The organism is Nocardia sp. NPDC041819, assembly GCF_055590505.1.
In genome coordinates this window covers 1-25,713 of record NZ_JBVJAP010000026.1, presented here as the reverse complement: position 1 = coordinate 25,713, position 25,713 = coordinate 1, and the positions used below count along the sequence as shown (strand labels likewise).

Genomic DNA, 25,713 nt, shown 5'->3' with positions numbered 1-25,713 from the left:
GGTGTCGCTGATAGGTTGCCGAGCCGCGGCATCGGACGCCCGCGGCACGTACGCCGGCAACGCGATCTCGGCGGTCCGACCGCCGAGATCAGTGACGACGGAAGAGGCTCGCGTTCGCCTGGATGTAGAGGTACCCCAGCGGCGGCAGCAGCCCGCCGAACAGCAACAGCGCCGTCCGCCAATCGCTGCCAAGCAGAATGTCACCGCCCGGACCGGCGCTCGCGCAGACCAGGAAGCCGAACGCCCAGGCCACCACCGGAAGACCCAGCACGGCGGGCCGCCGGGTGACCGATCGCGCGCCCGCGACGAGCAGGACGTTCACCACTCCCGCCACCACTGCGGACACCGGGAAGGCGACGGAGCCCAGGTAGGTCGGCAAATACAGCGCCTCGAGCGCCAGGGTGAGCAGGGCGTTCAGGACCAGGAGCACCAGGATGACCGAGCCGACGACGCCCATCGGACGGCGGGCATCCGCGGCTGCCACAGGAGCCCGATCGCCCGCGTGGTCATCGAGCTTCGTCGTCACGGCACCGGCGGGTAGCCGAGGAGGGTCAACAGGTGGCTCTGCATATCGGCGAACGCGTACAGCACCGTCATATACATGTCGTGCTGTTCGGGCCAGTGCGGCCGCATGCTTTCGACGAACGCCGCGATCGCGTTCTGCAGCTCCCAGTTGTACATACTGCCGAGTCTATTCCGGCGCTACGAGATGCATGATCAGTTCTCCCGGTCGGCAGGCAGCGCGGCGACCACCGGGAACTCGCCGGTCGGACCGCCACGCTCCGCCGCGATGGCCAGCACCCGCTTACGCGCGGCAAACCAGCCGACGATCAGCGCGGGGACGATCAGGGCGAGGGTCGCGACGGTCCAGGTTCCCACCGGATAGTCGAACCCGGTGAGCACGACGACGAAGAACAGGAACACCAGCGTGAGCAGGCCGGTGTAGGGCGCGCCGAACATGCGGAACGCGGGCCGCTCGATGCGTCCCTGAGTGGACCAGCGCCACAATTGCAGCTGGCACAGCACGATGGTGGCCCACGAGGCGACGATGCCCAGCGACGCCATGTTCAGCACGATCTCGAACGCCCGATTCGGGACGATGCCGTTGAGCGCGATACCGACCAGCGCGATCAGGCTGGTGAGCAGGATGCCGCCGTAGGGAACGCCGTTGCCGCCCATCACCCCGGTGAATTTCGGCGCGCTGCCGTTCATCGACATCGAGCGCAGGATACGGCCGGTCGAGTACAGGCCGGCGTTCAAGCTGGAGAACGCCGCGGTGAGCACCACGAGATTCATCACGCTGCCGATCCCGGGGACGCCGAGCATGGTGAAGAACGTGACGAAGGGGCTCTCGTCGGCGGTGTACCGCGTGTACGGCAGCAACAACCCGAGCAGCACCAGCGAACCGACGTAGAAGACCGCGATCCGGGCGATCACCGAATTGATCGCCCGCGGCATGATCTTCTCCGGGTGCTCCGTCTCACCCGCCGCTGTGCCGACCAATTCGACTGCGGCGTAGGCGAAGACGACACCGGACACCACCACGACCAGCGGCATGATGCCGGTCGGGAACAAGCCGCCGTGATCGGCGACCACGCTCGGGCCGGTCGCTTCACCATGCACGGTGAAGCGACCGAGCAGGAAGATCGTGCCGACGATCAGGAACGCGCTGAGCGCGAACACCTTGACCAGCGCGGCCCAGAATTCCATCTCGCCGAACCACTTCACCGAGATCAGGTTGACGCTCAGCACGAGGACCAGCGCGACCAGCGCGAGAACCCACTGCGGGACGGCGGAGAAGCCGGACCAGTAGTGGAAGTACTGCGCTATCGCGGTGGTGTCGGCGATGCCGGTCATCGACCAGTTCAGGAAGTACATCCAGCCCGCGACGAAGGCGGCCTTCTCGCCGAAGAACTCGCGCGCGTAGGAGACGAACGATCCCGAGGAGGGCCGGTGCAGGACGAGTTCACCGAGCGCGCGCAGGATCAGGAACGCGAAGAACCCGCACACGCCGTAGACCAGGAACAATCCGGGGCCGGCGCTGGCCAGTCGTCCGCCTGCGCCGAGGAACAGGCCGGTGCCGATGGCGCCGCCGATCGCGATCATCTGCAGCTGCCGCGGCTTCAGACTCTTGTGGTACCCATGGTCCTCGATGCTGAGGTGAGCTTCGTCGCCGCGCGCGGTCATGAAACGCCGGTTCCTCCATTTCGATGTCTCGAGATCACGCCGAACGGTACCCGCCGCGTAGGCACCGCTGGATGGCAACCCTCGGGCGACAACATCGGCGGCGTCCGGTCACTCCAGTCCGGCGAACAGATCGTGCTCCCGCCCGTCCGGCCCGAGCGGACCACGCCGCCCTCGCACCAGGATGAAGTGCTCTTCGGGCAGCACCGGCTGGGCGATTTTGTTCGACAGGGCGAATTCCCGGCCGGACGGCGCGACGGTGACCTGGGTGGCGTGTGCCCGCAGCGCGGCACGCTTGGCCGTCAGCACGTCGGACACGTCGATCGTGGTGGTCACCGCGTCACTGGGCACGCTCGCGAGTTCGCCTTCGGCGGGCAGCCGCCAACCGGGTGGCAGCGCGCCGGGCAGGCCCGCGGCCGTGCGCCGGGCCAGCGCGGCGGTGTGCAGGCGCAGCATGTCGGCGTCGGTGACGGTCCAGTAGTACTTCGGGGTGTCCCAGCCCTCGCCCGCCGCCCCCTGCACAGCGGCCGTGGTGATCTCGTGTGCTCGGATGTGGTCCGGGTGGCCGTAGCCGCCGTTCGGGTCGTAGCCGACCACGACGCGCGGCCGTAGTTCGAGCACCGCGTCGGTGAGGGCCCGTACCGCTTCGTCCCCGGAGCGCACGAATACCCGGGGCTTGTGCGCGGCGGGCGTGCCCGCCATTCCGGAGTCGCGCCAGCGTCCCGCGCCGCCGAGGAAGCGCGGCGGGCCCGCGTTCAACGCGGCCAGCGCACGGGTCAGCTCGAGGATGCGATAGCCGCCGAGCTGGTCGGCGTGCTGCGCGGCGAGCAGCGCCCACTCGTCGCCGATCACCTCGCCCTCCTCGCCGAGCGTGCAGGTGAGCACGGTGACCGGCACGCCGCGACGGCGGTAATGCGCGATCGTGCCTCCGGTGGTGATGGACTCGTCGTCCGGGTGGGCGTGCACCAGCAGCAGCCCGCCCGTCCCCGCGGTCACGGAATCCTGCGCCACATGGACGCGTCGCCGAAGATGCCGACCTGGATCGCGCCGCTGAGCGAGGCGCCGTCCAGCCGGGGACCGGACGCCGCGACGGCGTTGTCCTGCACGATCGGCAGCACCGTCGCCATGGCCCACAGTTTGGGCTCCGCTTCGCCGAGCACCCGTCCCACGTCGCCGCCCCGCAGAGCCTCGTCGATCGCGGGTTGCAGCGTCGGATCACATATCCCGGACAGGTTGCTCGGCGCGCGTTGCGCCGCCTCGGCGATGGCCTGCGCCGGGCCGGTGACCCCCGGCAGCGCGGGTGGCGGGCATCCGTAGCGGGACGCCAGCACAGTGGCCGGATCGGATCCGGCCACCTCCCAGCCGACGATCGCGTCGACCGTGCCCTCGATGAGTTCCTTGCCGTAGAGCTCGTCGGCGGCGACGCTGCGCACGGTGGCATCGATGCCCGCGCTGCGCAGCTGGTCGGCAGCGGTGTTGGCCACGGCCAAGGCGGTGGCGTCCCGATCCACCGCGCCGATGCGCACGGCCAGCGGCTTGCCGTCCTTGCCGAGGGTGCGCGGCTGCGGGGCGGGCGAGGTCGGGGAGATCGCGGGCGGCGGCTCCGGCGCCCGGCCGTAACCCGCGGCGGCGAGCAGCGCGAACGCCTCCTCCGCCGACGGACGCGGCGGAGCGGTCGGGGCGTAACCAGGATCGGACGGCGCGAGCACCTGCGCGCGAGCCGGTTCCACCCAATTGCCGGTCTGGGCGCCGACCGTCGCCAGCAGAGCGGGGTCGAGCAGCGCAAGCACACCCGAACGGACCCTGGGATCGCTCAGTTCGCCTCTGCGCCCGTTGAGCGCCATTCGCAGCACCCGCGACTGCGGCATGATCGCGGTCCGCACGGAGGGAATCGCCCCCAACTGCGCCTGGGTCGCCACGCCGCCGTGGACCAGCGCCATCTGGATGTCTCCGGTGCGCAGCGAGCCCGCCAGTTGCGCGGGCGTGCCGCCGCGGCGCAGCAGGATCTGGCCCGGCATCGCCGGGGTGCCCCAGAAGCGGTCGTTGCGTTCCAGCAGCATCTCGTCACGGCCCGGGTCCGCCGAGCGGATCCCGAACGGGCCACCGGACACTCGGACCCCGTTGACCTGGCCGTTCATCCCCCTGGCGAACCCGCCGGGCGCGTCCTTGAGCAGATGGGACGGCAGCAGATCGGTGAACAACTCGCGCCAGCCGGGGTAGGGCTGCGCCATCACGACGGTGACCGTCTTGCCACCCGCCGAGGAGTTCACATCCGAGATCATGCGGTATCCGGCCGGATCGACGACTCCCGGTTCGGAGATCATCTCCTGCCACAGGTAGCGGAAGTCCTCGGCCGCGATCGGCGCTCCGTCCGACCAGGACGCCTCGTTGCGCAGCTTGTAGGTGATCGTGAACGGTTCCTGCGCGGTCACTTCGGCGGAGACCAGCAACGACGAATCCGGCACCCACGCCGTCGCGCCGGGCCGCGCCGGATCGGGTACCGGCCGGAACGGGCTCGGCAGCACCAGGGAGGCGATCGCCGAGGTGGCGGCGGACTGGTCCGAGCGCAGATGCGGATTGAAGGCGGTACCGATGGTGTCCAGGGCGACGACCACGGTCGTCTCCGCGGGCTTGACCGGTGTGGTCTTCGGGCTGTCGGTGCTCTCGATGGGCGGCGGCGGATTCGCGGCACAGCTGCTGATCAAGGTCAGCACTGCCACGGCCAGCAACAACGTGCGCCACGCTGCGCGTTTTCCTGCGCCCACTTTCACGCTCGCGAACTCTACCGTACGGTCGAGGCCGTTACCGGATTCCTGCTGCCGAGCAGGGAAACGACGCGGTCGATCGGATATGCGCGGACGCGCAAACGCGAGCGCGCCCTAGCGCCGGTGATACGACCCGTCCATACCGCACCGAACCTCGGCAAATATTCGGCTTACCCGCTACGAAGCAATGTCCGGCGTTGTACCGGCGCACTGTATTCCGATAATTCTCTTGCCGATCGTCGATCTTCGTGAAAACACGAGAGAATTTCACTCGTTCGCGCAAGTGAACAATCGCACCGAAACGCCGACCGGGAGAACACACCGGCCTTCGCGAAGCAATGATCCGGTGCGCCCACTCCAGGCGCATGCTTGCCGGAGCTGCACGTCAAGCCTCCGGTAGCCGGGAAAGGCATCTCCCCGACCGCCCGGGCGACCACACGCGTGAGGTCGGGATGAATCATAACGCGCCGTAAGTCTGCGGATTCCATTGGAGGACGCAAAGCGTTTCATATACGACTCTCGTCCTGAGTTCTCACCAGTTCCCCACACAGAAACGCGCACCGGTCAGCGATTCTCTGCACGGGAGGATTCGACTACTTCGTTCCATGGTCGCACAGCGCAGAGAAATGGCCGAGAATACCGTAAAAGTAATCGACGTCCTTCGGAAGGCAGATGCGGCAACAGAACCGGTCCGCAAACCACATCACAAAGCCGTATCGAGGATATTCCGATTCCCGCGCTCGCCGCGAATTGCATCACGGATGAATTGCCGACGATCTTCAGGTGTACGCGAGTCGAATCCGCGGCCCTCCAGCGCGAACGCCGTCCGGCTCGCGCACCCGACGGGAACGGGATCCGGCATCCCCTCGGACACCGAATCCCGTTCCATCGGAGCTGATTAGAGCGCCGCGCGGTCCCGCGCCTTGCGCCGGGACAGTTCCCGCGCACGTTCGTTCTGCCCGAGGATCACCTTGCGGATCCGAACCACTTCCGGGGTGACCTCCACGCACTCGTCGGCGGCGCAGAACTCCATGGCGCCTTCGAGATCCAGTTGCAGCGGCTTGGCCAGGGTCTCGATCACATCGGCGGTCGAGCTGCGCATGTTGGTCAGCTTCTTCTCCCGCGTGACGTTGATGTCGAGATCCTCCGCGCGCGGGTTGACTCCGACGACGTGCCCCTCGTAGGTGTCCGCGCCCGGCTCCACGAAGAACTGCCCGCGGTCGGCGAGCTGGATCATGGCGAACGGCGTCACCGTGCCCGACCGGTCGGAGACCAGCGAGCCGGTGTGCCTGGCCCGGATCTCGCCGGCCCACGGCGCGTAGCCGTGCGACACGGCGTTGGCGATGCCGGTGCCGCGGGTCTCGGTGAGGAAGTCGGTGCGGAAGCCGATCAGGCCACGCGAGGGAACGATGAACTCCATCCGCACCCAACCCGCGGCATGGTTGCTCATCTGCACCATCTTGCCCTTGCGCGCGGCCAGCAACTGGGTGATCGCGCCGAGGTACTCGTCGGGGCAGTCGATGGTCAGCTCTTCGTACGGCTCGTGCACCTTGCCGTCGACCTGCTTGGTGACCACCTGCGGCTTGCCGACGGTCAGCTCGAAGCCCTCGCGGCGCATGGTCTCGACCAGGATGGCCAGCGCCAGCTCACCACGGCCCTGCACCTCCCAGGCGTCCGGGCGGCCGATGTCGAGCACGCGCAGCGACACGTTGCCGACCAGCTCCTGGTCCAAGCGGGCCTTCACCATGCGGGCGGTCAGCTTGTGGCCCTGCACCCGGCCGACCAGCGGCGAGGTGTTGGTGCCGATGGTGACCGAGATGGCGGGCTCGTCGACGGTGATGCGCGGCAGCGCGACCGGATCGTCGATGTCGGCGAGGGTGTCGCCGATCATGATCTCCGGGATGCCCGCGATGGCGACGATGTCGCCCGCCACCGCGACCTCACCCGGCTGACGCTCCACGCCGATCGTCTGCAGCAGCTCGGTGATCTTCACCTGCTTGACGCCGTCGGCGTGCATCCACGCGACGTTCTGCCCCTTGCGCAGTTCGCCGTTGTGGACGCGGACCAGCGCGAGACGGCCGAGGAAGGCCGAGGCGTCCAGGTTGGTGACGTGCGCCTGCAGCGGCGCGGCCTGATCGCCCTTCGGCGCGGGAATGTATTCCAGCAGCACGTCGAACAGCGCGTCGAGGTTCTCCGCGTCCGGGGCGTTGCCGTTCTCCGGACGTTCCTTGGACGCCTTGCCCTCTCGCCCGGAGGCGTACAGCACCGGAAGGTCGAGCGCGAGCTCGGCGGCTTCGGCGGCGGCGTCGTCCAGGTCGGAGGCCAAGTCGAGCAGCAGGTCGTGACTTTCCTCGACGACCTCCTCTATGCGGGCGTCTGGGCGGTCGGTCTTGTTCACGACCAGGATCACCGGCAGCGACGCGGCCAGCGCCTTGCGCAGCACGAACCGGGTCTGCGGCAGCGGGCCCTCGGAGGCGTCCACCAGCAGCACGACGCCGTCCACCATGGAAAGGCCGCGCTCGACCTCACCACCGAAGTCGGCGTGGCCGGGGGTATCGATGACATTGATGACGGTGACCGAGCCGTCCGGGTGGTGGCGGTGCACCGCCGTGTTCTTGGCGAGAATGGTGATGCCCTTCTCGCGCTCCAGGTCGCCGGAGTCCATCACTCGATCCACGGGCTCGGCCCGCTCGGCGAAGGCGCCCGACTGGCGCAGCATGGCGTCGACCAGGGTCGTCTTGCCGTGGTCGACGTGGGCCACGATGGCGACGTTGCGAAAATCGCGTGCAGACGACACGCCTGAATCCTCCTGCTGTTTCGGTGTGGGAGCCGATGGTGCTCGGTGTCCTGCGAGAGCGGGACCCCTGCGCGGTTACGCAGGTTGCCGCCTCCGGGTCCTGACGCTCACGCCGGGCTCCTTGCAGACAGGTGGAGAATCGAAACTCACCGGGCATAGCGGCCAGCTACACCCTACCGGCAGTCCGTTCGGGCAACGTTTCAGGCTTTGTACTTAGGGTACGCTAACCCTCGTGGGCAAGGTCAAAGCAAAGAAGGTTTCGAGCCTGAAACCCAAGAAGAAGTGCTGTCGGAAGAAGACGCGCTGCCTGAAGTGCCCCGTGGTCATCATGCGGATGAAGAAGTGCGAAGCGGCCGGAGTCACCGGCAAGGATCTGAAGAAGGCACTCAAGCAGGCACGCGCGGCCTGACCATCGCCGCCACCTTTCCGGGGCGGCCCGAGGCGAGTAGTAAGGAGTGTTATGGCCCAGCAGACACTGCTCTCCGATATCGAGATCGCCGAGGCCCTCACCGAACTGCCGGACTGGACCAGATCAGGGGACGCACTGGTCCGCACGGTCGAGGCGCCCACCTTTCCCGCGGGCATCGACCTCGTGCGCCGGGTCGCCGAAGTCGCGGAGGAAGCCGACCACCATCCGGACATCGATATCCGCTGGCGCAACGTCACCTTCAGCCTGTCCACCCACTCCGCGGGCGGGCTGACCGCGCTGGACGTCGCCTTGGCCCACCAGATAGATCGGCTCTGCTGAATTCGCGAGCCGGGCCGCGAACAGAACATGCTCGGTCTCGCTTCGCTCGAAACCGGGAGTCTCGGCCCATCGTCGCGTTGAGGATGGGCCTTGCCCGAACCGCTACCGCGCGGTGGCGCCTACGTAGTCCGCGCGGTGCCCTCGGTTGTCACGCGCGTTTCCCTATCCGCGCCCGATTCGGCATACCGGGGCCCGAAGCGGATGACCCAGAGGTAGAACACCACGACACCGAGGACGTCGACCGCGCCGAGCCAGGCGAGCACCCCCGGGCGCGAGATGGTCCAGATCGAATCCTGGAAGAACGACAGCACCCACGGCACCCCGACCAACATCGTCACCAGCCAGTACCCCGCCAGGATCCGCGCGCCGGGCGCCCGACGCAGCGGCCCGTAGACCAGCCAGAGCACCGCGGGCAGCAGCCACACCCAGTGATGCGACCAGGAGATCGGCGAGACCATCAGCCCGAACAGCTGCACCACGATCAGCGTGCCGAGCCGGTCGTCGCGGCCGAGCGCGCGCCAAGCCAGCAATGCCAGCACCGCGACCACGAGCACGGCCGCGATCCACCACGGGCCGGACTCCACGTCGTAGCCGAGGATCCGGCTGAGTGTGCCGCGCAACGACTGATTCCACACCGACCCCACCGGGCCGATGCGGTCGGCGTCCCCGAGCAGCGTGCCGAAGTACCGGCGCGCCTCGGCCGGTGCGATCAGGAAGCTCAGCCCGACCGTCGCGCCGAAGACCACCGCCGACCACACCACGGTTGCCCAGCGCCCGCGCGCGACGAAGTAGAGGCCGGTGATCGCGGGCGTCAACTTGATGCCCGCGACGATGCCGACCAGTCCGCCGGAGATCCACCACCGCGAACTGCGCACCGCGAGCATCCCGCCCAGCACCAGGAAGACATTGACCTGGCCGTAGTCCATCGTGGTTCGGACCGGTTCCAGCCACAGCCCCAGCGCGGTCCAGCCGACGGTCGCGGCCTGCCACTGCGGCGTCCGCAGCCGCTGCGCACCGAAGATCAGCTCGAGACTGATGTGCACCACCGCGTACAGCGCCGCGGCGATGGCCAGCAGCCAGGCCACAGCGACCACGGTGAACGGCAGATAGTGCAGCGGGAAGAACACCAGCGCCGCGAACGGCGGATAGGTGAACGGCAACGGGAAGTCCGGGGTCTTCTCCGCGTAGGTGAAGTCGTAGAGCTGATCGGTCAGCAGCGCGGCCGACCCACCGACGTAGACGTGCAGATCGACGAGGTTCATCCCGTTCGGAGACAGCAGCATCCAGAGCAACCGGGCCAGCACGGACAGGCCCAGCACCGACAAAGCCCATCGGAGGTGACGATTCAAATCGCTGGCTTTCGGCTCGAGTGCGGTGCGTCGGTTCGGCACGCCCTGACTTGGATGTTCTGGCGACAGCGCGGACGGCACCGATTAGATTAACCGCAGCGCGCTTCCGGTCGGTTCCACCCTCGAACCACCGGTAACATTTGCATCAACTTTCACACCAGTAACATCAGGGCGCGGTATGTTCTGCTAACACTGATCGTCCACGGCGCCTTCCGGACGCCGCGGCTGTACACATAGCCGCAATGTCCCTAGAGTGACCCCCGAAACGATGGCTTTTAGCAATCGAACCCAGATGTACCCGAGGTAAGGACGGCCAGACCAGTGCTTCGCACCCGAGGATCGCGGATCGCATTGTCCGCGCTCGCCATCGCGGCGAGCGCCACGCTCGCCGCGCCGACGACAGCAATCGCGGCCCCTGCGACCGCCCCGGCGGCGCTCACGAACAGCGTTCCCATGGTTCCCGAAGGTGTTCCGGTGGATGCGCTGGCCGCGCTCGCCCCAGCAATCGTCGGCGCCGTCGCGGGCCCGGCGGATATCGCCGGCCCCGGCGGGATCGCCGGCCCACAGTCGGCCATCCTGGATCAGGCACGCAAGCTGCTGGCCACCTTGAACCTGCCGCCGCAGATCAAGTCGACACTGGAACGGATCATCACCTTCCTGGACGGCAGTGGCGGCGGCGGTCCCGAGGTGCCGCAGGACGGCCCGGCGATCGCGCAGTTCCTGTACCCGACCATCGGCAAGGGCTGCATCGGCCCGAGCGCCGACTCGGTAGGCACCGCCCTGGCCGTCCCCGGCCCGGCCACGCTGCCGCCGCCCGGCCCGAGCGCCGGTCAGACCGGGTTCGTCTTCACCGCGCTCGGCACCAAGTCGCCGACGCCGGTGCAGAATCCGCCGATGACGGTGCAGTGGCTCAACCTGGACACCCGTCAGTCCGGCGTCCTGCCGCTGACCGACGAGGCCAAGATCAACCCGGACGGCCCCGCGACGCTGTCGGCGATCGCCGACACGGGTTTCGGCCGCGTCGTCGCGGTCGTCTCCGGCTCGCTGACCACCAAGTCCGGTGACGACGAGGCGCGGACCTGCTCGTTCCTGCCGACGCTCGGATTCTTCACCGTAGGCTGAGCTTTCGATCGAGGGCGGCGACTCCATCGGGGTCGCCGCCCGCGGTCGTTCCGGGGAAGCCCGCGACAACCTCGAACGGATCCGCCGCGCCGCCCCACGAGCCGTCCGGACTGTGGTAGACCGCTAAGTATGGCGACCATCGATCATTCGATACGCACGGCACATTCGATCCGCAGCAGACGCTCGCATCGCTCGATCCTGTCTTTCCGCTCGGAGGGGTCGATCTTGTCCATCGGGTCGGCCTACTCGGTCCTGTCCATCGGCAGCGTGGGTTCGGTGCTGTCGATCGGGTCGGTGGGCTCGGTCGGGTCGGCGATCTCCTCGTTCTCGTTCGCCAGCCTCGGTTCCGCGTTCTCCGGCCTGTCCCGGTGGTCGCTGTTCTCCTGGCTCGGCAACCACGAAGCCCCGGACAGCCGCCCCACCCTGCGCGTCGTCCCGGACGACGAACCCGACCTGCGCGTCACCCCGATAAGCCACTGCCAGACGTAGCGGCGCTCGGTCGCTTCACCACTGCCCGTACTCGGGTGTGAGCACGTTGTTCACGTCGATCCCCACCCCGTCGATGGACTGCTTGTCGATCTCGAACTGGTGCAGGTGGGCGGCCGGGTGCACGAAGCCTTTGGGTGTGCCCCAGTTGTGCTGCCAATACCAGGCGCCCAATCCCGCGGTGCGGGCCAGCTCGATGGTCGGGGTGTTCGCGTAGACGCCGGTGTTCTCCTTGCCGAGCACGGCCTGCCAGCCCAGCAGGTACGGCGCGATCATGGTGGCGAAGTCGACCGCGGAGGGGTTGTCGTCGATGGACGCGTAGATGGGCACGTTGTCCGGACCACCGGCGGCGCGGTGCAACGCGAGCCCGCGCTCGGCGTGCCGCTTGCCCGCCTCCAGCCCGCCGCGCCAGTCCGCGGTCGGGCCCTTGCCGAACTGATAGCACGAGACGATCTGCAGACCGGCCGCTTTGAGATCATCGACTTCGGCGGAGCGCAGCGGTTTTCCCGCCATCCACTCCGCGCCCGGCCTGCGGTCGGACACGTAACGGATCACGCCGACATGGCCGGCGTCGCGGATGGCGGCGGCCGAGGGGACGCCGCCCGCGTAATCGATCAGGGTGCCGAGCGAGGGCCGTGCAGCGGCGGGAGCTGCCGCCGCGGTGACGCCGACCACGGCCGCCGCGGCCGCGTAGGCGAACAGATCACGCCGGGATACCGGAATGGAACGCATCGTCGACTCCTTCGCGCAATCCCGACCTGGAAGAGCAGCGTGCCCGGCGCACCTTCCCCAAATCACCGTGCGCCGGGAGCCTCGAACGTGAACTCATTTCACCACATTCACATTAGAACCGCTAGACCCAGGAGAAACACGTTTCACATTCGCCACACTGGCCGCAGGTGACCGCGTCAGGCGATGCCGTCGATCCGCGCGGCCACGTCGATGGTGCGCATCGCGGGATCGGCCAGTTCTCTGCGGATCACCGCCGCCACCTGTGCGACGACCTGTTTCCTTATCCCGGCGAGCGCACCGAGGGCCGCCGCCCGCGCACCTTGCGCGGCGAACTCCATCCGGATGTCGGCGGGGTCCGGCGGCGGCACGTCGATCACCACGCGCAAGGGGTCGGCGGCGCGGGCGGTGAGCGCCAACGGCACCTCGACGTCGGCGCGATAGCGATTTGCTTTCAGCACGTCCACCGTGATGTCCAGGCTTACCGGCAGCGTCAGGTCGAACGCGACCGGATCCGCCGACCGGTCCGCCAGCCGCGGTATGCGGACCGCTCCCCGGACGGTCACGACGGCACTGGCGCGCGGCCCCGCCCGCAGCGGCCCGACTTCGATCGGCCTGCCCGCCAACCGTTCGACCACGTCGGACACCCGTTCGCGCGTCACGATGCGGGAGAAGAACCGATGCCCGAACTCGTCGTAACCGATCCAGTCGAACCCGATCCGGTCCCGGTGCGGCGAGCGTTTGCCCGCGACCATGGCCTCGACGTCGAACACCAGGTTCCGGCGGGTCTGCGGATCGGCCAGCATGGCGTTCACCCGGGACGCGACCTCCCGCTGCACCACCCCCGCGATGGGGTCGAGCAGCCATTCCCATGCCGACTCCACCGCTTGGGCGCGCAGGACGAAGCTGATGTCACGCTGGGTGATCGGCGGAATGTCGATGACGATGAGGACGGGCTCGGCGGTGCGGGCGTGCAGCGTCAGATCGATCTCGACCCTGGCCTCCAGCCGCAGTTTCCGGCCGCCGAGCAGCACTTTGAGCGTGAGCGACACCGGGACGGTCACGGCGAAGGTCACCGAGGGACCGCTGTGCAGGACGCGCGGGGCACCGACCTTGCCCTCGGCGACGAAACCCGCGAGTCCGGCCGGACCGATCGAGACCGGGCCGATGGTCAAGCCGCGGCCCGTCATACCGGAGATGGCGGACTCGATGCGAGCGGCGTTCACGGCGTGCGTGACGAAACGCTCGCCGAACTCGGCGTAGTCGATCCAGGCAGGCGCACTACTCGATTCGTCGGTCGGATGCATCAGTAGTTCCGGAACCCTCAGCTCTCGATGGACACCCGACACGGTACGCGACCGATCTTGTCCCGCCCCGGAACGCACTGGTCAGCCCGGGATCCCCGTCCTGCCGATGAGGGGGAAGCAGGGCGGGGACCGGCGGCGGCGCTGCCGGGCGCCGCCGTCTCCATCGTAGGACCATCCGGCCCGCCGTTTCACCCGCATATCGGACAGATTCCGCTCCGCGGGAGTGATCTTCACAATCGCCCGAGACCGACCACTCCCGTCACGTCGTCCAGCGTGAAGCGGTGGATCCGGATCCCGCCGTACTCGTTGCCACCGATCGTGGTCACCTGCCCGCCATCGGCCCGCAGCACGATGTTCGTGTGTTGCCCGAACGGACTGGACTCCCGGTACAACAGCACGTCACCGGTCCGCGGTCGATAGTCCGAGCCGATCGGGACGAACCGGCCGACGCTCTCGTAGTACTCCTGCAACGTGTAGACACCCGGAATCCGCCAGGAGCCCGAATTGGGGTTGGCCAGCGCCACACCGGCCTCGCGCAGCACCCAGCTGACGAAATCGGCGCACCACGCCTCCTCGACGCCTTCCGCGTATTTCGTGCCCGCGCCCGGATCGGCGAACTCGCGCTCGGCGACCGCGACTATTCCGGCCTGGGTGGCGTCGAGCGCCGAACGGTCCAGCGTGGGGAACTCGGTGAGACGCTCGCCCACGACCGCTCGGCGGTCGGCGCGGTCCTGCCACCAGAGGGCCCCGGTGATCCCGGCGCCGACTACACCGAGTACCACCACCGCGAGCGCGATCCACCGCCCTGATCGCCATCCTGGCCGCTGTGCCATCGCTCCCCCGTTCATTTGTGTGATGCTGTTGTCGAGCCTATGGAATTCGACGCGCGAGGGCGCGCGACGGTTCCCGGCGCCATCCGTCCGGTTTTCGGTGACCGAGCCGGAGGCAACCCCGTACGAGCCGAAATCGCGTGCGGCACCGACGAAACCGCGCTAGTCTCCCGAGAGGCCGGCCGATGGGGAGGTACAGCCCTGGACACGCTGTGGACATTCATCGTGCACCGGCGGCATCAGTTGCTGGTCGACTCCTACCTGCACGTCTCGGCCGTGGTGCAATCGGTGCTGCTGGCCACGGCGGTCTCGGTGCTGATCGGGGTGCTGGTCTACCGCAGCCCGTTCGGCTCCTCGATCGCCTCCGCGCTGGCGGGCGCGGTGCTCACCGTTCCGTCGTTCGCGCTGCTGGGCCTGCTGATCCCGATCCTCGGCCTGGGTGTCGCGCCGACGATCACCGCGCTCGTGGTGTACGCACTGCTGCCGATTCTGCGCAACACCATCATCGGGCTCGCCTCGGTGGACCCGGCCGTGACCGATGCGGCCCGCGGGGTCGGGATGAACCGGCTCCTGGTGCTCGCCCGGATCGAATTGCCGCTGGCCTGGCCTGCGATCCTGGCCGGAATGCGGGTGAGCACGCAACTGATCATGGGAATTCTCGCCCTCGCCGCGTACGCCAAGGGTCCCGGGCTCGGCAACCTGATCTTCTCCGGTCTCGCGCGCCTCGGCAGCCCGAACGCGGTGCCGCAGGCCCTGGTCGGCACGCTCCTCGTCGTCGTGCTCGCACTCGTACTCGACGCGATCTACGTCCTGATCGGACGGCTCACCACCTCGAGGGGAATCCGTGACTGAGACCGAAACCCGCGACGGCTCCGCGAGATCCGTCGTCTCCGGCGTCGAGATCGTGCTGCATTCGGTGACCAAACACTATCCGGGACAGCGTGATCCGGCCGTGGACAGCGTCTCGCTCACCATCCCGGCCGGTGAGATCGTGGTCCTGGTGGGACCGTCCGGCTGCGGCAAGACCACCACCATGCGGATGATCAACCGGTTGATCGAGCCCACCTCGGGGACCATCACGATCGATGGGCGCGACGCGGCCACGATCCATCCCGACCGATTGCGCCGCGGCATCGGCTATTCGATCCAGCAGGCGGGATTGTTCCCGCACCTGACCGTCGCGAAGAACGTCGCGACCGTGCCGGGCCTGATCGGCTGGGACCGGCGGCGCATCGCGGCACGGGTCGACGAGATGCTGGAACTGGTCGGCCTCGACCCGGAGGCCTTCCGCGACCGCTATCCCCGCCGGTTGTCCGGCGGCCAGCAGCAGCGCGTCGGTGTGGCCAGGGCGCTGGCGGCCGACCCGCCCGTGCTGCTGATGGACGAGCCGTTCGGCGCGGTCGATCCGATCACCCGGGGCTCGCTGCAGAACGAGCTGCTGCGCCTGCAGGGCGAACTCGGCAAGACGATCGTCTTCGTCACCCACGATTTCACCGAGGCGGTCAAGCTCGGCGATCGCATCGCCGTACTCGGCGAAAAGTCCCGGATCCTGCAATACGACACGCCCGCGGCGATCCTGGCCGACCCCGCCGACGAGACGGTCGCCGGCTTCGTCGGCGCGGACGCCTCGCTCAAACAGCTCACCTTGACCCGGGTCGGGGACGTCGAACTCGGCGATTGCCCCACCGCCGCCGAGGAGGACCCGGCCGGCACGCTGCGCGCCGCGCTCGCGGACCGGGACCGGCCGTTGGCACTGGTGCTGGACGGTCAGGGCCGTCCACTCCGCTGGGTCTCGGCCGAGCACCTGGCGCACGCCGCCTCGCTGCGCGGCCTCGGATCACCGGTGCCGGAGACACTGTCGCTGAAATCGACGCTGCAGGACGCGCTGGAAGCCCTGCTGACGCAGCAGAACGCGACCGCTGTGGTGACCGGACCGCGCGGCGAGTACGTCGGCCTGATCACCATCGACACGCTGATCGGCCACCTGTCGGCCCTGCGCGCCGAACACGGAGCGGACGGCGCCGCGCGGGACGGGGCGCCATGACCACCGCCATCGCGTCACCCGCCGCCCAGCGCAGGGCGGAGCGCATCCGTTTGCTCGTACAGCCCGTGCTCGTGCTCGTGCTCACCGCCGGCGTGCTGGTGTGGGCGTTCGCCCGCGAGCTCACCGTCACGCAGCGAGCGAGCCTGAACGCGGGCAACGTCGCGACCGTCACCTGGCAGCACGTGCTGATCACCGGGACCGTGGTGCTGATCGTGCTCGCGGTTGCCGTCCCGCTGGGCACCCTGCTCACGAGACCGGGATTCCGGCGCCTCACACCGCTCTTCGTGGGCATCGCGAACATCGGCGCGGCCGCTCCTGCCATCGGGCTGATCGTGCTGTTCTATCTGGCCACCCGGACCACCGGCTTCTGGATCGGCGTGGCGCCGATCGCGTTCTACTCGCTGCTTCCGGTGCTGCGCAACACCATCCTGGGCTACCAGCAGGTGGACCGGACGCTCATCGATGCGGGCCGCGGTCAGGGGATGTCGGCCGTGACGGTGTTGCGCCGCATCGAATTCCCGCTCGCGGTGCCCTACATCCTGGCCGGGTTGCGCACCTCGCTGGTGCTCGCCGTCGGCACCGCGACGCTGTCGTTCCTGGTGAGCGCGGGCGGGCTGGGCATTCTGATCGACACCGGCTACAAACTGCGCGACAACGTCACCCTGGTGGTCGGCGCGGTGCTCGCGGTGGCGCTGGCCCTGCTGGTGGATTGGTTCGGCGCGCTCGCCGAAGAATTCCTCGGGCCCAGGGGGCTGAAATGACGCGGGTGTGGCGCGCGCTCGCTCTGGGGCTGGGGTTGGCGCTGGTGGCCGCCTGCGGGCTGCAATCCGGCGGCGCGGTGCCGCTGCGGGTGGGGCCGGGCAGCATCCGCCCGATCCCCGCACTGGACGGTGTGCCGGTCACGGTGGGCTCCAAAGATTTCACCGAACAGAACATCCTCGGATATCTCATCGAGTTCGCCCTGACCGCGGCCGGCGCCGAGGTCCGCGACCTGACCAACATCCAGGGCTCCAACAGCGTGCGCGACGCCCAGCTGCACGGGCAGATCGACATCGCCTACGAATACACCGGCACCGGCTGGATCAATTACCTCGGCAACGAGAAGCCGGTGCCCGACGAGATCGGCCAGTTCGAGGCGGTGCGAGACGCCGACCTCGCCGAGCACGGCATGGTGTGGACCGCGATGGCGCCGATGAACAACACCTACGCGCTGGTCATGAGCGCGCGGACCGCGCAGGAGACCGGCGTGCGCACGCTGTCGGACTACGCCGCGCTGGCCGCCGCCGATCCGGCCGCCGCGGCCATCTGCGTCGGCACCGAATTCAACGTCCGCCAGGACGGATTCCCCGGCCTCGTCCGCAAGTACGAGATCGACGCGGGCAAGGTGCGCAAGCAGATCGTGCAGGACGCGGTGGTCTACCAGGCGACCGCAGACGGCAGACAGTGCCGTTTCGGCTCGGTCGCCGCCACCGACGGGCGCATCCCGGCATTGAATCTGGTCCTGCTCCAGGACGATCGCGGGTTCTTCCCGAAGTACAACGCCGCGCTGGTGATGCGCGAGAGTTTCGCCGACGAGCATCCGGAGGTGGCCGAGATCATGACGCCGATCTCGCAGCGCCTCACCAACGAGACCATCACCGAACTCAACCGTCAGGTCGACGTGGACGGGCGCGAACCCGCGGAGGTGGCCAGGGACTGGATGGTCGCCGAGGGGTTCGTCACCGCACGTTGAAGCCGTGAGTCACCGGGCGTGCGCCGATTCCGTCGCGGTCGGTCGCCTCATCCGTCCCACCGGACAGCCGCAGGTCGCGGGCCCACCACCCGATGTGCCGGTCGGCCCATCGCCGCCGACCCGAACAAGCTGTCCGGATCGGCCACGATGACCCGTGCTCGCGCGATGCGAAAGTCGAAGGTCAGGTCAGGTCCGGCCGAGCCGGTGGCCACTGTCAGCGCATGGCAGCGGGCCCGGCCGGAGCCGCCGCAACGCTCAGCGCGGCTCGCGCCCCAGGTACCGCAGCAGATCACCGACGGCGTCGCCGGACATACCGTCGACGATCGCGGCGTAGGCCCCCCACTGGCGCAGCGGTTCGACGATCTCCGCCGTCTCGCCGCTGCCGGGCGCCGGGTGACCGGCCCGGGCGGCGGCGAGCAGGTGGGTGGCGAGCTCATCGGTCAACGGCGACGCCTGGCCGGTCGCGATCGCGATGTCCCAGGCGTGGACCGCGGCGTCCAGCGCGCACATCACCGCGGCCACCGGAGTGGCGAGCGCGCCGTGCGGCAGCGGCGTCGGCACCGTCTCGGTGGCGTCGTCCACGGTGCTCCAGGCGAGGGCGGTCTGCTCGATCGCCCCACGCACCAACTCCGCGGGGACACCGTCGACCGCGCCGGACGGCTCGAACGGGTTGTAGGCCGGACCGTCGCCGATGCCGAGGAACTCGGCGAACGCCAGCTGGTCACCGGCGGCGTGCTGGACGACCTGCGTCACATCCCATTCCGAGCACGGGGTCGGCAGATGCCACTGATCCGCCTGCACACCCGCGACGACGCTCTCCAGTGCGCGGTAGGAATCGGCGAGCACGCCGCGCCAGACGGGGCGCAGAGTCGCGGCGACGGTGGTGGTGGCGTTCATGTCGGAGCCCTTCGGTCGTTTTCGGTGCTGACACAAGCCTATGCGGGCATTAGGCTACTTTCCTTCCTAATCGTCCCGGGAGGAAAAAGTGGCCTCGACCACTCCGCGACTGCTGCGGTTGCTCGCGTTGCTCCAGGACCGCGCGCACACCGGACGCGAACTGGCCGAGCGTCTCGGCGTCACCGATCGCACCCTGCGGCACGACATCCAGCGCCTGCGCGAGCTGGGCTACCCGGTGCACGCCGAACGCGGCGCCATCGGCGGCTACCGGCTCGGCCGCGGCGCGACCATGCCGCCTCTGCTGCTGGACGACGACGAAGCGGTGGCCGTCGCGGTCGCGGTCGGACTCGCCGAGGACGGCTCCACCGGCATCGCGGACATCGCCGAGCACGTCACCAAAGCACTGGGCAAACTGGATCAAATCCTGCCGAAACGCTTGCAGCGCAAGGTCTCCGCGTTGCGTGACGCGACGGCGATCGGCCCGGCCACGACCGGATCGCGCGAGCCGGACGCGCCGGTACCCGCCGCCGTGCTCACCACCCTGGCCGGGGCCATCCGCGACGGCGCGACGGTCCGGATCGCCGAAGCCGGGACCGAAGCGTCTATCGAGGTGGAGCCGTACCGGCTGATCAACTGGCAGCGCCGCTGGTATCTGGTCGCCTACAGCCTGGAAGACCACACGTGGCGCGCGATCCCGGTGGCCCGGATCAGCCACGCCGAGGGCGGTTCCCGCCGCTTCGCCGCACGCTCGCTTCCGGATGACGATCTGGTCGCCTTCGTCATGCGGCACGTCGCGACAACCGGATGGAAGGTGCGGGCACGGGTCACCGTGCTCGCGCCCGCCGAGACGGTCATCGCCCGCATCAATCCCGCCGTCGGCGTGGTCGAGGCCGTGGACGCGGACACCTGTGTGCTCTACACCGGCGCGGACGCGCTGGAGACCATCGCGATCTACCTGTCCATGCTGATGATGGATTTCCGCGTCGACGGGCCGCCGGAGCTGGTCGCCCACGTCCGTACTCTCGGCCGCCGGTACACCGAGTCCGTCGCCGAATCCTGAATTCGAACTGATCGGCACTCGACCGGCCAGCGCTGCCGCGGCACACGGCACACGGCACACGGCACACGGCACACGGCACACGGCACACGGCACACGAGGATTCGCGCACGCGCCAATCCAACTCGCTCACCGAGGAAGTGGGGAGAACCCCTCACAAGCACGAACGAAGCCGTCGGCAGGTGAGCCGGGGGCCGTACCGGTGCCCCAACAGCAGCCTGCGGGAACGATCACTGCCGGAGTCGCCACTGGCGCGCAGCCGCTCCCGCTGGGACCCGTGGTCACGAACCCGGGTACCGACCCGGCTGAACCCGGGATCGGTACCCCGGAACGACAGTCGTCAGGAATGCCCGATGGTGGTAGCCGCGTCGGCGGTCTTCCGCATCGGGATCAACGCGGTCAGGCCGATCGCGACCAGCGCCGCCACCATCGCGATGAGGAAGGTGGTGTGGAACCCGTCGCGCGAGGGCAGCAGGTGCGGGCCCAGCTGCATGGTCATGTGTGCCAGCACCACGCTCATCACCGCCGCGGAGGTCGAGGTGCCGATCGAGCGCATCAGCGAGTTCAGGCCGTTGGCCGCCGCGGTCTCGGTGATCGGCACCGCGCCCATGATCAGCGCGGGCATCGCCGCGTACGCCAGGCCGACGCCGCCCGCGACGATCACCGCGGCGAGCATGATCTCCCAGACGCTGTTCATCAACACCACCGCGCACAGGTACCCGACCGCGATCACCGCCGATCCGAGCGCGAGAGTGACCTTGGGGCCGCGGCTCGCCGACAGCCGCGCCGACACCGGCGACAGCAGCATCATCACGAATCCGGTCGGCGCCAGCGCCAACCCGGCGCTGATCATGGACAGCCCGAAGCCGTATCCGGTCTGCTCCGGCGCCATCAGCAGCTGCGGGAAGGTCAGCGACATGCCGTAGAGCGCGAAGCCGACGGCGATCGAGGCCGCGTTGGTGAACAGCACCCGCGGCCGCGCCGAGACCCGCAGGTCCACCAGCGGTGAACGCTGCCGCAGTTCGAAAGCGCCCCAGCCCAGGAACACCACCAGAGATACCGCGAACAGGATCAGGATCGGGGCGCTGGCCCAACCCCAGTCCGCGCCTTTGGTGATCGCGATGAGCAGCGCGAGCAGTGCCGCCGACAACCCGATCGCACCGCCGAAGTCGAATCGGGCGGGTGTGCGCACCGGCGACTCCGGCACCAATACGAAAACCAAGGCGGCGCAGACGACGCCGAGCGCGGCGGAAGTCCAGAACAGCACGTGCCAGTCCGCGTTCTGCGCGATGGCCGCCGCGACCGGCAGGCCGATCGCGCCGCCGACGCCGAGCGTGGCGCTCATGATCGCCATCGCGGAACCTACCCGCTCGGCGGGCAATTCGTCCCGCATGATGCTGATGCCCAGCGGAATGGCACCGACCGCCGCGCCTTGCAGCGAGCGGCCGACGATCTCGGGCAGCAACGTGGAGAACGACGCGCAGACCACCGAACCGGCAACCAGCAGAAGCAGATTGGCGAACAGGATGCGGCGCTTGCCGAACATGTCGCCGAGACGGCCGCTGATCGGCGTCGCCACCGCGCCCGCCAGCAGCGTGGCCGTGATGACCCAGGAGGCGTTGGACGCCGAGGTGTTCAGCAGCGTGGGCAGTGCCGGAATGATCGGGATGACCAGCGTCTGCATGAGCGAGACGACGACACCGACCATGCCGAGCGTCGCGATGAGCAAGGCCGGCGCGGGACGCTGGTCGCTGGAATCAGAGACGGTCGAAGACGCGTCGGCGGTTACTGTCACGTATGCACGGTACATATGGTGTGCATGGTGCACAATTTGGTATCGACGTGATCCTCGCGACATAGTGGGGCATGTCCGATTCCGGTCCCGGCGACGACGCAGCGCTGAGCCGCCTCGCCTACGAGCTCTCGCTACTGTCCAGGCACTTTCCCGCCGCGCTGCTACGGCGCCCCGGCTTCCAGCTCGACCGCTCGGCGTATCTGATCTTGACCAGGCTGGAACTGGACCACCCGCTGAGTCTGCGCGAGCTGTCCGAAGCGTTCCGGTTGGACATTTCCACGATCAACCGGCAGGTCGCGGCGATGCTCAGGCAAGGGTTGGTCGACCGGGTGCCCGACCCCGACGGGGGCATCGCCCGCAAGATCCGCGCCAGCCCGAAAGGACTGGAGTCGCTGGCCTCCGACCGCGTGCAGAGCCGCCAGGGCATCGGCGCCGTGGTGGCCGACTGGACCGAGGCCGACATCGATCAGCTCAGCAAGCTCATCGCACGCTTCAACCAGTCGGTCGAGGACAAAGAGCGCAATCCGTGGCCACGCCCGCCCGACCTCGCGTGACGAACGGTCATGCGGCGGAGTAGAGGCCGGGGGTGATGCCGTAGCAACGGCGGAACCAGCGGGTGAGATGCGCCTGGTCGGCGAAACCGGCCGCGATCGCCGCTTCGGCGACCGGGCGGCCCGCCGCGATCAACCGGCGAGCCGCGCGCAGCCGCAGCAGACGCTGGTAATCACTTGGCGCGAGACCGTAATTCGCGCGAAAGGCACGGTACAGCGCGAAGCGGCTGGCGCCGCACGCCTCGACCAGGTCGTCCATGGACAGCGGGTCGAGATAGCGATCGTCGAGCAGGGCGCGGACGCGGCGGGCGATCGTGACGCCCGGCTGGGGCGACGAGCGACCGAGCGGACGGCGCGCCCCTCGCTGCACCAGCGCCGCCACCGAAGCCGCGAGCGCCTCGTCGGCGGCGAGTTCGGTGGCCGGGCCGGTCAAGCTCGCGCAGAGGCGGCGTAGCGCCGAGGTGAGCACCGGATCACGGAGCACCGGCTCGGCGAAGAGCGGCAGCCCGGACGGACGCCCCGCGTGATCGGAGAGCAGATCGGTGACCAGCTCGGTGCCGATGTGCACGATGGAGTAGGTGAAGCCCGCATCGGTGGTGCTGTGGCCGTTGTGTGGCTCGTCCGGGTTGAAGGCCATCACCATGCCCGCCGCGCTGGTCCGAGCCGCGCCGCGGCAATCGAAGCTCTGCGCGCCGAACTCGGTGAATCCGAACGAATAGGTCTCGTGGCTGTGCGCATGATAGACGTGCCGCTCGAAGTGCGCGTGCATCACCTCCACCGGGCGGTTCGGCATTCGCCGGTACCGCACCCACTCACCCTCGGCCACCCTCCCATTGTGCGCGCGCACCAGCGTTCAATACCGCGGGGCCGTGCATCAGCAGGATCGGGTCGTGCGTATCCGACTGTTGCTCGTTGTGGTCATGGCGTTGTGGGGCAGCGCGTTCGCGTCCTCGAAACTCGCGATCCGGGAAGTGCCGCACGAGGTGGCGGGGTTTATCCGCTTCTTCCTCGGCGCGCTCGTCCTGCTCGCCGCTCTGCGCCTGCCCAGGCTCGCGGTGCGGGACTCGGGACGGGTGGCGGTGCTCGGGCTGATCGGCGTCTTCGGCTACAACGTGCTGTTCTTCCTGGCACTGGCTCTGGCGCCCGCAGCGGACGGCAGCGTGATCGTGCCGATGGCGGCGCCGGTGATCACTGTCGCCGTCACGGCCGTGCTGACTCGCACGCGGCCGACCGCGGCCCGCGCCCTCGGGCTCGCCGTCGCGGTCGGCGGCGGTGTCGTCTTCTTCGCCGGGATCCCCTCCGGCGGCGGCGATCGCCTGCTCGGTGATCTCGTCTTCCTCGGTGCGGCCGCGTGCTGGGCGTGCTACACCATGCTCGGCGCCCCGGTGCTCGCCCGGCTGCCTGCTCCCACGGTGACCGTATACGCCACGGCCATCGGCGCTTTGGCACTCGGCGTGGTCGCCGCGCCGCGCCTGCCCGGGGTGGCGTGGTCCGAACTCGGTGCCGAATTCTGGCTCAATCAGGCATATCTCGGCATGCTGCCGACCGCGCTCGCCTACGTCCTCTACTATCGCGCCGTCGGCGACGTCGGCCCGGCGACCGCTGCCTCCGCCATGTTCCTCGTCCCCGCCTTCGGTCTGGCCTGCGCGTGGCTGCTCCTCGGCGAATCCATCGCGCCCGTCCAAGCCCTCGGGGCCGCATTGATGTTCGCGGGGGCATGGCTCAACACCCGTGACGGCAAAGCTCGTGCGGCCACGCCACCGCCGATCGCACCGGATGCCCACGATTCGCCTCTCTCCCCGGGATCACGGCGTTAGGCTCCCCGCATGCGAGAGCCACATCGGGCGACGAACATCGCGTGGTGGGACAACTACCTGGTCGCACTGGTCGGTCTGCTGCTCGCGGGCGGACTCGCCTTCGCCGCCGCCACCGCGGCTCAGGCGGGCGCCTACCCGCTGGCAATTGCCTTGGGAGCGCTGACTGTTCCCTTCGCCCTGCCCACCGTCGTCCAGATCGTGGGCGAACTCGTGGTCTACCTGACTCTGGTCGGGTTCGTCCTGCTCCTGCCGGTGCTGGTCGTCAGTCCCGGGTTACGCCGGTGGGGCAAGAAGCGGTGGCGCAGCCTGCGGTTGGTCGCCTGACTGCCCGAGCACATCCGGGCGGAGCGAACCGGAGTGTCGAACATCAAGCGGTATAGGGATGTTCGGCCCGCGCCGACCGCAGTGCACGCCCCCACCAGACCAGCTGGCCGAGCAGTTGATCGGCGGCTGACACCGGCATCTCCGGATCGGTCGGCTGCCCTGCGGAGTCGAATCGCCTGCCCGCATCGTGAAAGCTCACCGTGTCGCGCACGGTGACCGCGTGCAGTTCGGCGAACACATGCCTGAGGTGCTCGACCGCGCGTAAGCCGCCGGAGATCCCGCCGTAGGAGACGAATCCCACCGGCTTGGCCCGCCATTCGGTGTAGTGCCAATCGATGGCGTTCTTGACCGACGCCGGATAGCTGTGGTTGTACTCGGGTGTCACCACGACGAAAGCGTCCGCCGCGGCCAGCCGGGGGCCCACCGCTGCCAGCGCCCGCGCCGCCTCGGGTCCGGGATGGTGGGAAAGTTGTTGCGGCAAGGGTGTTTCGGCCAGATCGACGACGTCGACGGTGACGTCGTCGCGCCGGTCGGCGTGTTCGGCGAACCAGGTGGCGACGGTCGGGCCGAAGCGGCCCGTACGGGTGCTGCCGACGATCACGGCGAGCTGAATCGGGTGGTCGGACATGGTGGTTCCCTTCGACGCGTGCGTTGCACACAACAGCGTCGGACCTGAACCACGCTTCAGGTCAAATCGGCGAGCACCGATCAGACCTCCAGGTCCTCCTCGATGCCCTTCAGGCGGTGCCTGGCCATCGCCAGATTCGCCCGGCCCCGGTCCAGCGCCAGGTAGAGGAACAGGCCCTTGGACTTGCGGCCGGTCATCGGCCGGATGATGTGGTACTGCCCGGACAGCGTGATGAGGATGTCCTCGATGTCCTCCTTGAGCCCCAACTGGTCCATGGTCCGCATCTTGGCGCGCACCACCTCGGTGTTGCCCGCGCCCGCGACCTGGAGATCCAGGGACTTTGAGCTGCCGAGCATGCCCAGCGCCATACCGCTGTTGTAGTCGACCACGGCGGCGCCGATCGCGCCGTCGATCACCATCATGTCTTTGAGGGCCAGATCCATAGTGGACATAAGTGTTCCCTAAGGTTGTAGGTGTCTGGGGTTGGTGCCCTGGATGCCCAGGGCGGTGGGGTGTAGCTGATTTGTGTTTGCCTTGGTTGAGGCTTGAAA

27 protein-coding genes are annotated in these 25,713 nt (G+C 68.7%); 12 read left to right on the top strand and 15 right to left on the bottom strand.

Annotated elements, in window-relative coordinates; translation table 11 throughout:
• Positions 1–88: 88 nt before the first annotated feature.
• The 6 genes from ACZ6DL_RS36145 to typA all read right to left on the bottom strand — a co-directional run bounded on the left by ACZ6DL_RS36145 (position 89) and on the right by typA (position 7,746).
• Positions 89–526, bottom strand: a complete 438-nt coding sequence (locus ACZ6DL_RS36145; protein WP_466058022.1) for a hypothetical protein — start codon at positions 524–526, stop codon at positions 89–91.
• Positions 523–681 carry a hypothetical protein gene (locus tag ACZ6DL_RS36140; RefSeq protein WP_168434053.1) on the bottom strand — a complete coding sequence of 53 codons (159 nt, stop codon included), beginning with the start codon at positions 679–681 and terminating at the stop codon, positions 523–525. The genes ACZ6DL_RS36145 and ACZ6DL_RS36140 overlap by 4 nt, the downstream gene beginning before the upstream one ends.
• 36 nt (positions 682–717) lie before the next feature.
• Entirely contained in the window at positions 718–2,187 is a 1,470-nt protein-coding gene (locus ACZ6DL_RS36135) for an amino acid permease (protein ID WP_466058020.1), read from the bottom strand.
• A 108-nt stretch (positions 2,188–2,295) separates the two neighbouring features.
• On the bottom strand, positions 2,296–3,180 hold the full coding sequence (mshB, locus tag ACZ6DL_RS36130) for an N-acetyl-1-D-myo-inositol-2-amino-2-deoxy-alpha-D-glucopyranoside deacetylase (RefSeq protein WP_466058018.1): 885 nt from the start codon (positions 3,178–3,180) through the stop codon (positions 2,296–2,298).
• Positions 3,177–4,955 carry an ABC transporter family substrate-binding protein gene (locus tag ACZ6DL_RS36125; RefSeq protein WP_466058017.1) on the bottom strand — a complete coding sequence of 593 codons (1,779 nt, stop codon included), beginning with the start codon at positions 4,953–4,955 and terminating at the stop codon, positions 3,177–3,179. The genes mshB and ACZ6DL_RS36125 overlap by 4 nt, the downstream gene beginning before the upstream one ends.
• An 892-nt stretch (positions 4,956–5,847) precedes the next feature.
• A complete protein-coding gene (typA, locus tag ACZ6DL_RS36120) occupies positions 5,848–7,746 on the bottom strand; it encodes a translational GTPase TypA (RefSeq protein WP_466058015.1) in 1,899 nt (632 codons plus the stop codon).
• 232 nt (positions 7,747–7,978) lie between these two features.
• Here typA and ACZ6DL_RS36115 point away from each other — a divergent pair, with 232 nt between their 5' ends.
• Together ACZ6DL_RS36115 and ACZ6DL_RS36110 are read left to right on the top strand one after the other, a co-directional pair.
• Positions 7,979–8,155, top strand: a complete 177-nt coding sequence (locus ACZ6DL_RS36115; RefSeq protein WP_085994939.1) for a hypothetical protein — start codon at positions 7,979–7,981, stop codon at positions 8,153–8,155.
• A 51-nt stretch (positions 8,156–8,206) separates the two neighbouring features.
• Positions 8,207–8,494: a 4a-hydroxytetrahydrobiopterin dehydratase gene (locus tag ACZ6DL_RS36110; protein WP_040869527.1), complete on the top strand. Its 288-nt coding sequence runs from the start codon at positions 8,207–8,209 to the stop codon at positions 8,492–8,494.
• 119 nt (positions 8,495–8,613) lie between these two features.
• Here ACZ6DL_RS36110 and ACZ6DL_RS36105 read toward each other — a convergent pair whose 3' ends face one another.
• Complete coding sequence (locus ACZ6DL_RS36105; RefSeq protein ID WP_466058012.1) at positions 8,614–9,885, bottom strand: mannosyltransferase; 1,272 nt, start codon at positions 9,883–9,885, stop codon at positions 8,614–8,616.
• Between the two features lie 279 nt (positions 9,886–10,164).
• Here ACZ6DL_RS36105 and ACZ6DL_RS36100 point away from each other — a divergent pair, with 279 nt between their 5' ends.
• Positions 10,165–10,965 carry an Rv1157c family protein gene (locus ACZ6DL_RS36100; protein ID WP_466058010.1) on the top strand — a complete coding sequence of 267 codons (801 nt, stop codon included), beginning with the start codon at positions 10,165–10,167 and terminating at the stop codon, positions 10,963–10,965.
• Positions 10,966–11,094: 129 nt separating this feature from the next.
• The gene (locus ACZ6DL_RS36095; RefSeq protein ID WP_062974541.1) at positions 11,095–11,454 is read left to right on the top strand and encodes a hypothetical protein; all 360 of its coding nucleotides are present in this window, start codon (positions 11,095–11,097) and stop codon (positions 11,452–11,454) included.
• A 15-nt stretch (positions 11,455–11,469) separates the two neighbouring features.
• Here the strand turns inward: ACZ6DL_RS36095 and ACZ6DL_RS36090 are convergent, their stop codons facing one another.
• The 3 genes from ACZ6DL_RS36090 to ACZ6DL_RS36080 form a co-directional block, all read right to left on the bottom strand.
• Complete coding sequence (locus tag ACZ6DL_RS36090; RefSeq protein WP_466058008.1) at positions 11,470–12,183, bottom strand: DUF1906 domain-containing protein; 714 nt, start codon at positions 12,181–12,183, stop codon at positions 11,470–11,472.
• A 176-nt stretch (positions 12,184–12,359) separates the two neighbouring features.
• Positions 12,360–13,487: a hypothetical protein gene (locus ACZ6DL_RS36085; RefSeq protein WP_466058007.1), complete on the bottom strand. Its 1,128-nt coding sequence runs from the start codon at positions 13,485–13,487 to the stop codon at positions 12,360–12,362.
• Positions 13,488–13,717: 230 nt separating this feature from the next.
• Entirely contained in the window at positions 13,718–14,335 is a 618-nt protein-coding gene (locus tag ACZ6DL_RS36080) for a CHAP domain-containing protein (RefSeq protein WP_466058005.1), read from the bottom strand.
• 183 nt (positions 14,336–14,518) lie between these two features.
• Between ACZ6DL_RS36080 and ACZ6DL_RS36075 the strand changes: the two genes are divergently transcribed.
• Genes ACZ6DL_RS36075 through ACZ6DL_RS36060 form a run of 4 tightly spaced genes read left to right on the top strand, consistent with a single transcriptional unit; the run spans position 14,519 to position 18,093 of the window.
• A complete protein-coding gene (locus ACZ6DL_RS36075) occupies positions 14,519–15,169 on the top strand; it encodes an ABC transporter permease (protein ID WP_466058070.1) in 651 nt (216 codons plus the stop codon).
• A complete protein-coding gene (locus ACZ6DL_RS36070; protein WP_466058003.1) occupies positions 15,162–16,361 on the top strand; it encodes an ABC transporter ATP-binding protein in 1,200 nt (399 codons plus the stop codon). Before ACZ6DL_RS36075 ends, ACZ6DL_RS36070 begins: the two co-directional genes overlap by 8 nt.
• The gene (locus ACZ6DL_RS36065; RefSeq protein WP_466058001.1) at positions 16,358–17,122 is read left to right on the top strand and encodes an ABC transporter permease; all 765 of its coding nucleotides are present in this window, start codon (positions 16,358–16,360) and stop codon (positions 17,120–17,122) included. Before ACZ6DL_RS36070 ends, ACZ6DL_RS36065 begins: the two co-directional genes overlap by 4 nt.
• On the top strand, positions 17,119–18,093 hold the full coding sequence (locus tag ACZ6DL_RS36060) for a glycine betaine ABC transporter substrate-binding protein (RefSeq protein ID WP_466057999.1): 975 nt from the start codon (positions 17,119–17,121) through the stop codon (positions 18,091–18,093). Before ACZ6DL_RS36065 ends, ACZ6DL_RS36060 begins: the two co-directional genes overlap by 4 nt.
• A gap of 255 nt (positions 18,094–18,348) precedes the next feature.
• Here ACZ6DL_RS36060 and ACZ6DL_RS36055 read toward each other — a convergent pair whose 3' ends face one another.
• On the bottom strand, positions 18,349–18,990 hold the full coding sequence (locus tag ACZ6DL_RS36055) for a TIGR03086 family metal-binding protein (RefSeq protein ID WP_466057997.1): 642 nt from the start codon (positions 18,988–18,990) through the stop codon (positions 18,349–18,351).
• Positions 18,991–19,078: 88 nt separating this feature from the next.
• Between ACZ6DL_RS36055 and ACZ6DL_RS36050 the strand changes: the two genes are divergently transcribed.
• Positions 19,079–20,050 carry a helix-turn-helix transcriptional regulator gene (locus ACZ6DL_RS36050; protein WP_466057996.1) on the top strand — a complete coding sequence of 324 codons (972 nt, stop codon included), beginning with the start codon at positions 19,079–19,081 and terminating at the stop codon, positions 20,048–20,050.
• A gap of 337 nt (positions 20,051–20,387) precedes the next feature.
• Here the strand turns inward: ACZ6DL_RS36050 and ACZ6DL_RS36045 are convergent, their stop codons facing one another.
• Complete coding sequence (locus tag ACZ6DL_RS36045) at positions 20,388–21,842, bottom strand: MFS transporter (protein WP_466057995.1); 1,455 nt, start codon at positions 21,840–21,842, stop codon at positions 20,388–20,390.
• 71 nt (positions 21,843–21,913) lie between these two features.
• On the opposite strand from ACZ6DL_RS36045, the gene ACZ6DL_RS36040 reads away from it, so the two are divergent.
• Positions 21,914–22,396: a MarR family winged helix-turn-helix transcriptional regulator gene (locus ACZ6DL_RS36040; RefSeq protein WP_466057993.1), complete on the top strand. Its 483-nt coding sequence runs from the start codon at positions 21,914–21,916 to the stop codon at positions 22,394–22,396.
• 7 nt (positions 22,397–22,403) lie between these two features.
• Here the strand turns inward: ACZ6DL_RS36040 and ACZ6DL_RS36035 are convergent, their stop codons facing one another.
• A complete protein-coding gene (locus ACZ6DL_RS36035; RefSeq protein WP_466057991.1) occupies positions 22,404–23,219 on the bottom strand; it encodes an AraC family ligand binding domain-containing protein in 816 nt (271 codons plus the stop codon).
• Between the two features lie 64 nt (positions 23,220–23,283).
• Between ACZ6DL_RS36035 and ACZ6DL_RS36030 the strand changes: the two genes are divergently transcribed.
• Positions 23,284–24,210, top strand: coding sequence for a DMT family transporter (locus tag ACZ6DL_RS36030; protein ID WP_466057989.1), 927 nt, complete (start codon positions 23,284–23,286; stop codon positions 24,208–24,210).
• Between the two features lie 9 nt (positions 24,211–24,219).
• The gene (locus tag ACZ6DL_RS36025) at positions 24,220–24,534 is read left to right on the top strand and encodes a hypothetical protein (RefSeq protein WP_466057988.1); all 315 of its coding nucleotides are present in this window, start codon (positions 24,220–24,222) and stop codon (positions 24,532–24,534) included.
• Positions 24,535–24,577: 43 nt separating this feature from the next.
• Here ACZ6DL_RS36025 and ACZ6DL_RS36020 read toward each other — a convergent pair whose 3' ends face one another.
• Both ACZ6DL_RS36020 and ACZ6DL_RS36015 read right to left on the bottom strand, forming a co-directional pair.
• Entirely contained in the window at positions 24,578–25,162 is a 585-nt protein-coding gene (locus ACZ6DL_RS36020) for an NADPH-dependent FMN reductase (RefSeq protein WP_393240785.1), read from the bottom strand.
• Between the two features lie 80 nt (positions 25,163–25,242).
• A complete protein-coding gene (locus ACZ6DL_RS36015; RefSeq protein ID WP_040869544.1) occupies positions 25,243–25,614 on the bottom strand; it encodes a hypothetical protein in 372 nt (123 codons plus the stop codon).
• Positions 25,615–25,713: the final 99 nt, after the last annotated feature.